At 73.4% G+C, this 7,130-nt stretch carries 6 protein-coding genes and 1 pseudogene; 3 read left to right on the top strand and 4 right to left on the bottom strand.

The window, feature by feature from the left end; genetic code table 11:
* Together V7793_RS30185 and V7793_RS30180 are read right to left on the bottom strand one after the other, a co-directional pair.
* Window positions 1-1,322 (bottom strand): amidohydrolase (locus V7793_RS30185; protein ID WP_336012425.1); only part of this gene is annotated, 1,322 nt, incomplete at its 3' end.
* Between the two features lie 73 nt (window positions 1,323-1,395).
* Complete coding sequence (locus tag V7793_RS30180) at window positions 1,396-1,839, bottom strand: Lrp/AsnC family transcriptional regulator (protein ID WP_030365423.1); 444 nt, start codon at window positions 1,837-1,839, stop codon at window positions 1,396-1,398.
* A gap of 207 nt (window positions 1,840-2,046) precedes the next feature.
* Between V7793_RS30180 and V7793_RS30175 the strand changes: the two genes are divergently transcribed.
* Window positions 2,047-2,424 carry a hypothetical protein gene (locus V7793_RS30175; protein WP_336012422.1) on the top strand — a complete coding sequence of 126 codons (378 nt, stop codon included), beginning with the start codon at window positions 2,047-2,049 and terminating at the stop codon, window positions 2,422-2,424.
* Between the two features lie 127 nt (window positions 2,425-2,551).
* Here the strand turns inward: V7793_RS30175 and V7793_RS30170 are convergent, their stop codons facing one another.
* Window positions 2,552-3,724 carry an acyl-CoA dehydrogenase family protein gene (locus V7793_RS30170; protein ID WP_336012420.1) on the bottom strand — a complete coding sequence of 391 codons (1,173 nt, stop codon included), beginning with the start codon at window positions 3,722-3,724 and terminating at the stop codon, window positions 2,552-2,554.
* A 368-nt stretch (window positions 3,725-4,092) separates the two neighbouring features.
* Between V7793_RS30170 and V7793_RS30165 the strand changes: the two genes are divergently transcribed.
* Complete coding sequence (locus tag V7793_RS30165; RefSeq protein WP_336012418.1) at window positions 4,093-5,358, top strand: glycoside hydrolase family 18 protein; 1,266 nt, start codon at window positions 4,093-4,095, stop codon at window positions 5,356-5,358.
* 81 nt (window positions 5,359-5,439) lie between these two features.
* Here V7793_RS30165 and V7793_RS30160 read toward each other — a convergent pair whose 3' ends face one another.
* Window positions 5,440-6,114 carry an esterase/lipase family protein gene (locus V7793_RS30160; protein WP_336012416.1) on the bottom strand — a complete coding sequence of 225 codons (675 nt, stop codon included), beginning with the start codon at window positions 6,112-6,114 and terminating at the stop codon, window positions 5,440-5,442.
* Window positions 6,115-6,365: 251 nt separating this feature from the next.
* On the opposite strand from V7793_RS30160, the pseudogene dhaL reads away from it, so the two are divergent.
* Window positions 6,366-6,986, top strand: a pseudogene (gene dhaL / locus V7793_RS30155) (dihydroxyacetone kinase subunit DhaL); the annotation flags it as partial.
* Window positions 6,987-7,130: the final 144 nt, after the last annotated feature.

Raw genomic sequence — 7,130 nt, 5'->3', positions numbered from 1 at the left:
GTGCCCCACGGGTCGAGCGGGGTGACCGGGCTGTCGGAGCCGAGGGCGAGCGGGACGCCGGCGCGCAGCAGGGCCGCGTACGGGTTGAGGGTGCGGGCCCGCTCGACGCCGAGGCGCTGGGCGTACATGGCCGTGTCGCCGCCCCAGGTGGCGTCGAAGGCGGGCTGCACGGAGGCCGTGAGGGCGAACTCGGCGAAGGCCGCGATGTGCTCGGGGGTGAGCATCTCGGCGTGCTCGACGCGGTGCCGGGCCGCGCGGACGCGGGCCAGGCCCAGCCTGTCCGCCGCGGCGCGGACGCCCTCCACGACGGCGGTCAGCGCGGCGTCGCCGATGGCGTGGAAGCCGGCCTGGATGCCCGCCTCGGTGCACGCGGCGACATGGGCGGCGACGGCCGCGGCGTCGAGGTGGGCGGCGCCGGTGCTGCCGGGCAGGTCGGTGTAGGGCTCGTGGAGGCACGCGGTGTGCGAGCCGAGGGAGCCGTCCACGAAGAGGTCGCCGGCGGCGCCGAGCGCGCCGAGCTCGCGGATGCGGTCCGCTTCGTTCGCAGACGTGATGGCCTCCGCCCAGTAGCCGACGACGCGGGGGCCGCGCCTGCCGGCGGCCAGGCTCAGCAGCCCGGTGAGGTCCTCGGCGCTGGAGATCTGCGGACCGGCGCACTCGTGCAGGGAGCCGATGCCGAGGGAGACCGCGCGGTCGAGCGCGGCGGCCTGGGCCTCGGCGCGCTGCGCGGGGGTGACCGCGTCGTACGCGGCGGCGCGCACGGCGTGGTGGGCCTCGCCCGTCAGCGGCCCGTCGGGGTGGTACCCGCCGAGGCCGGTGAGGCCCGGCACCAGGTCGAGCAGGGCCGTGGTGACGACGGCGGAGTGGACGTCGGAGCGGGTGAGGTACAGCGGCCGGCCGCCGGTGGCCTCGTCCAGCTCGCGCCGGGCCGGGGGCCGCTGCTCGGGCCAGGCGCTGGCGTCCCAGCCGTGGCCGAGGAGGACGCGGTCGGCCGGGCGGACGGCGGCGTGGGCCCTGATCCGGCCGAGGGCCTCGGTCAGGGAGCCGGTGCCGGTGAGGTCGAGGCCGGTGAGCGCGAGGCCCGTCGCCGTGGTGTGCACGTGTGCGTCCGTGAACGCGGGAGTGACGAGCGCGCCCTGGAGGTCGACCACGTCATCGACGCCGTCGGCGAAGGAGTCGGCGGCGCCTTCGGAGCCGACCCAGGCGACGGCGCCCCGCTCGACGACCATGGCCGTGGCGAACGGGTCGGCGGGGCTGTGCACGTCGCCGTTGCGCAGCAGAACGGTGCGCGGGGTGTCCTCGGATGCGTGGGGCTCGGTCATAGGGATCAGTCTCTCCCCTGGCCCGCCCCGTTCCGTAACCGGGGCTCGGCCTCCGGAGCCCCCGGGGCGGGCATCAGCCGACGCGCGGCGGCCGCGCCTCGTACGGCGTGGACAGCACGATCGTCGTCCGCGTGGACACCCCGGCCAGCGACCGGATCCGCGCCAGCAGATGCTCCAGTTCCAGCGGCGTGGCGACGCGCACCTTGAGGATGTAGTTCTCGTCGCCGGCCACGCTGTGGCACGCCTCGATCTCCGGGATCTCGGCGAGGCGGTCCGCGATGTCGTCGGGGGCGCTGGGGTCGAACGGCTTCACCGAGATGAACGCGGTGAGCGGCAGCCCGACCGCCTCGGGGTCGACCACCGCCGCGTATCCGCGGATGACACCGCGCTGTTCGAGCCGGCGCACGCGCTGGTGCACCGCCGAGGTCGACAGGCCCGTGGCCTTCCCCAGGTCGGTGTAACTCATCCGCCCGTCCTTGACGAGCAGTTCCACGATTTCTCTGTCCAGCTCCTCCACGCGGATCAACCTACTGGGTTCCGGCCGGAGCAGCACAGTCGACGGCTCCATGGGGGGCGCATGCCCCCGCACAAAGACATGTGACGAACAACACAGGTATGCACCCGTGTCCTCCGTGATGCGGCGATTACCCGGCTCGCGGCGCGGGAAGTGCTTGCTGTGGCCGAGGCCGCGACGTGGCCGGCCGATCCGAGGGGGAGAAAGACTATGCCCAGCCTGGAACGCCTGAACGACGGCGACGGCAGCCCGTACGAGCCGTACGAGATCGACACCAGCACGATGTTCCGGGTGACCTGCCCGGACTGCGCCCGCCCCATCGCCCTGCTCCCGGACGAGGACGTGCTCCCCGAGCACGCGCTGTGCCCCTCGCCGTGGAATCCCTTCGGGCTCACCGTGTGCCCCGGCTCCGGCCGCGCCATGGAGGAGGCCCCCGCCGTGGACGAGTCGCTGGACGGCCAGGAATTCGACACGGCGCTGCTGCTCACCCTGCCGGAGAGCCTGGACTGGCGGACCCAGCCGTTCTCCCACATCGGGGGCCCCGGATCCCGCCCGGTCCGCGTCCCGGAGATGCGCCGGCCGTCCTGACGGCCGGGGATTCCCGGCGGGCGGGGCGCGGGGCGCCCGCCCGCCGTGCCGGTTCCTGCGGTTCCGGTTCCTGCCGTTACGCTTCCCGCCGTTCCGCTTGCCGTGCCGGTGCCCGGCGCGGCGGTCCTCAGCGGCTCTCGGGGCCCGCCAGGTGACGGGCGATCACCATGCGCTGGATCTGGTTGGTGCCCTCGACGATCTGCAGGACCTTGGCCTCGCGCATGTAGCGCTCGGCGGGGAAGTCCGCGGTGTAGCCGTAGCCGCCGAGGAGCTGGACGGCGTCGATGGTCACCCGCATCGCCGCGTCCGTGCAGAACAGCTTGGCCATCGCCGCCTGCCGGGAGAACGGCAGGCCGGCGTCGCGCAGCCGCGCCGCGGCGAGGTAGAGCGCGCGGCCCGCCTCGATCTGGGTGGCCATGTCGGCGAGCATGAAGCGCAGGCCCTGGAAGTCGGCGATCGGCCGGCCGAACTGCCGCCGCCCGGCGGTGAAGGCGAGCGCCTCGTCCAGCGCGGCCTGGGCGACGCCGACCGCGCAGGCGGCGATGCCCAGCCGCCCGGAATCCAGCGCGGACAGCGCGATCGTGAAGCCCTGCCCCTCCTCGCCGATGCGGCGCGCGTCCGGCACCCGCACCCCGTCGAAGTGCAGCTGCGCGGTCGGCGAACCCTTCATACCCATCTTGCGCTCGGGCGGTGCGGCCGACAGGCCGGGGGCGTCGCCGGGCACGAGGAAGGCGGTGATGCCGTGGGCGCCCTCGCCTCCCGTGCGCGCCAGGACGGTGTAGAAGTCGGCGACGCCGCCGTGGGTGATCCACGCCTTGGTGCCCTCGAGGGTCCAGGTGTCGCCGTCGCGGGTGGCGCGGGTGCGCAGTGAGGCGGCGTCGGAGCCGGAAGAGGGCTCGGAGAGGCAGTACGCCCCGAGGAGGCCGCCGCCGAGCATGCCGGGCAGGTGCTCGGCCTGCTGCTCCTTGCTGCCGAAGCCGGCGAGGGCGTGGCAGGCGAGGGTGTGCACGCTGACGCCCAGGCCCACGGTGAGGCGCGCCGCGGCGAGCTCCTCCAGGACCTGGAGGTAGACCTCGTAGGGCTGATCGCCGCCGCCGAACTCCTCGGCGTAGGGGAGCGCGAGCAGGCCCGAGGCGGACAGCAGCCGGAAGACCTCACGGGGGAAGCGCCCGGCTTCCTCCTCCTCGGCCGCGGCGGGCTCGATCTCCCGCTGCACCAGGTCGCGTACGAGCGCGAGCAGGTCGCGGGACTCCTCGGTGGGCAGCTGACGCTCCACCGGCTGGGGGCCGTGGTCGGTCATGGCGGCGCTCTCCTCCCTGTCAGGGCGCTGCGACGACGGGCGCGCAAGGGTGTGGCGCCGCCGTCGGTGATCCCCCAGCCGATGATTCCGCGCCGGGTCGCGACACGGGATGACCTGCGGCTGTGGCGGCTTGGAGTATGCCCGATCGGCGGGCGGACGTCACGGGTTGACAAGTCGCGCACCAGGGACAACGTGCTCCTGACGGAGTCGTGAACGGGGTTGGTCCAAACCATTGACCGTACTGGTCTAGTCCTTCTATGGTCCTGCCACCGCTCGGCGTGTGCATGCCCATCGCCGCGGCGGCTGAACGCAGGCACGAGTGCAGGTCACCCCCCGAGAGCTCTCCCCTCCCCACCGAGGAGAACCCCATGCCCGGACCATCCCGCACCTCCCGCAGACCCCTCACCCTCCGCTCGACCCGCACCTTCCTGGCCGCCTTCGCCGCCGCCGGGGCCCTGATCACCACCACGCTCCTCGGCGGAGCGGCATCGGCGTCGCCCGCCGCCGCGGATCCCGGCGACACCGCCGCCGGCGGCAAGGTGGTCGGCTACTTCACCAACTGGGGCGTGTACGACCGCAATTACCACGTCAAGAACATCGAGACGTCCGGGTCGGCCGCCAGACTCACCCACATCAACTACGCCTTCGGCAACGTCACCAACGGAAAGTGCACCATCGGGGACGCCTACGCCGACTACGACAAGGCCTACGACGCGGCCGGCAGCGTCGACGGCAAGGCCGACACCTGGGACGACGGCGCCCTGCGCGGCAACTTCAACCAGCTGCGCAAACTCAAGAGGCTGCACCCGAACCTCAAGGTGGTCTGGTCCTTCGGCGGCTGGACCTGGTCGGGCGGCTTCGGCGAGGCGGCCAGGAACCCCGCCGCGTTCGCCGAGTCCTGTTACGGCCTCGTCAAGGACCCGCGCTGGGCCGACGTCTTCGACGGCATCGACATCGACTGGGAGTACCCCAACGCCTGTGGCCTGACGTGCGACACGAGCGGCCGCGAGGGGTTCGTGAAGCTGATGGCCGCGCTGCGCGCGAAGTTCGGCACGCGCAACCTGGTCACGGCCGCCATCACCGCCGACGCGTCGAACGGCGGCAAGATCGACGCCGTGGACTACGCGGGCGCCGCCCGCTACGTCGACTGGTACAACCCCATGACCTACGACTACTTCGGCGCCTGGGAGGCCAAGGGACCGACGGCCCCGCACTCCCCGCTGACCTCCTACAGCGGCATACCCAGGGCCGGCTTCAACACCGACGCCACGATCACCAAGCTCAAGTCTCTCGGCGTCCCCTCCTCCAAGCTCCTCCTCGGCCTCGGCTTCTACGGCCGCGGCTGGACGGGCGTGACGCAGCCGGCCCCGGGCGGCACGGCGACCGGCCCGGCCAAGGGCACCTACGAAGCGGGCTTCGAGGACTACAGGGTCCTGAAGACCAAGTGCCCGGCCAACGGCACGGTGGGCGGCACGGCCTACGCCAAGTGCGGCAGCGACTGGTGGAGCTACGACACCCCGTCGACGATCGCCGGGAAGATGGCGTACAAGAACCGGCAGGGGCTGGGCGGCACCTTCTTCTGGGAGCTGAGCGGCGATACGGCCGACGGTGAGCTGATCAAGGCCATCCGCTGACGCCGGATCCCCACGAACCCGCGGTCCGCCCTCTCTCCTCCCGTGAGGGCGGACCGCGCTCGCGCGCCCGGGCCGGACGGCTCACCGAAGGAACGTCAGCACCTGCTGCGACACGGTGTCGTCGGTGAGCAGGTCGTTGTGCTTGAGACAGCCGGCTGCCCGATGGTTGTCCGCCCCGTCGAGGGGCGTGCTCGACACGGGCGCGATCTGCTCGTCGCACGACGACCACCACGTGGCGTAGCGCGTGGGACCGGGGGTCTCGTCGCCCGCGTTGAGGTGCGACAGGACGTAGGAGTCCGGCGTCATGTCCTTGCAGCCCTGGTCCCACAGCGCGCACAGATAGGCCAGGCTCGTCCCGTGGTTGGGGCCGCCGAGCGAGACCCAGTGGGCGACCTTGCCCGTCCCGCCGCCGAACGCGAGGTACCAGCGGGTGGGCAGCGCGCCCAGGCTGTGCGTGACGACATCGGCCCGCGCCGCACCGGTCCGCGCCAGCACGCCGTCGACGTAGGCGGCGAACTCCCCGGCGAGGACTTCGTTCGACGACCTGCCCGTGTCGTACGACCAGGCGTACAGCCGGTCCCGCGCATACCCCGAGGCGGCGAAGTCGTCCTGCATCCCACCCCACACCCCGGGCCCGGCGTTCCGCCCGTGCACGAAGACCACGGGATGCGGCGGGGACGCGGCGCGGGCAGGGGCGGCTGCGAGGGCGCCCGCGCCCAGGACGACCGCCAGGAGGAACAGAGCGAGCCGACGCATGGGGCCACCTCTCCACCGGACCGGACGGGAGCGGCACTATGGCAGATCCGGCCCGTACCCGGAACCCTCGCGCACCACCGCGCCGGGCGCCCCGGTCGCCTCCGCCCGGGTACGGACGCACGACCGGCGATCACATGGACGAGGCTCCCGCACTACGCTGAGGCGGACCGGGCCCGTACCTGCGTGTCCATGCGTCAGCAGGCCCGCGCACCGGCGTACTTGCATGTCCTTGCGACGAGGAGCCACCGCACATGACCGTCCCGCTCGACCTGGACTTCTTCCGCCGCTTCCTCGACCGCGCCACGCGCGTGATCGTCGCGGAGTCCGCGCGCCTGACCGAACTCGACGCCGCCATCGGCGACGCCGACCACGGCGCCAATCTCAAGCGCGGGTTCACCTCCGCCGCCGAGGCGGTGGCCGCGGAGCCGCCGGCCACGCCGGGGGCGCTGCTGACGGCCGTAGGCGTGCACTTGACGAACACCGTGGGCGGCGCGTCCGGGCCGCTGTTCGGGACCGTGCTGCGGCGGATGGGCAAGATCCTGGGCGAGGATCCCGTGGTCGAGCCGGAGGCACTGGGACGGGCACTGGGGGCGGCCGTGGCGAGCGTGCGGCGGCTCGGGGACGCGGCGCCCGGCGACAAGACGATGGTCGACGCCCTCCAGCCGGCCGCCGACGCCTACGTGGCCGCCCTGCCGCAGGGCGTCGTGGCCGCGCTGGACGCCGCCGCCCGGGCCGCCCGCGAGGGTGCCGGGGCGACGATCCCGTTGCAGGCCCGCCGCGGGCGGGCGAGCTATCTGGGCGAGCGCAGCATCGGCCACCAGGATCCGGGCGCCACGTCGTCGGCGCTGCTGGTGACGGCGCTGTACGAGGCCACCGACCCGGAGCTGTGCGCGGCGCCGCCGGTGCAGGAAGCAGAGGAGGCGGAAGAGGCGGAAGAGACCGGGGAAGCCGCGGCTTCCGAGGAGGCCGCGCCGGCGGGCCGGGTCGGCATCGTGCTCGTCTCGCACAGCCGCGAG

Origin of the sequence: Streptomyces sp. KLMMK (assembly GCF_036961605.1) — a bacterium.
GTDB lineage: Bacteria > Actinomycetota > Actinomycetes > Streptomycetales > Streptomycetaceae > Streptomyces > Streptomyces telluris.
The sequence above is the reverse complement of the archived record's forward strand: the minus strand, read 5'-3'. Positions and strand labels throughout refer to the sequence as shown.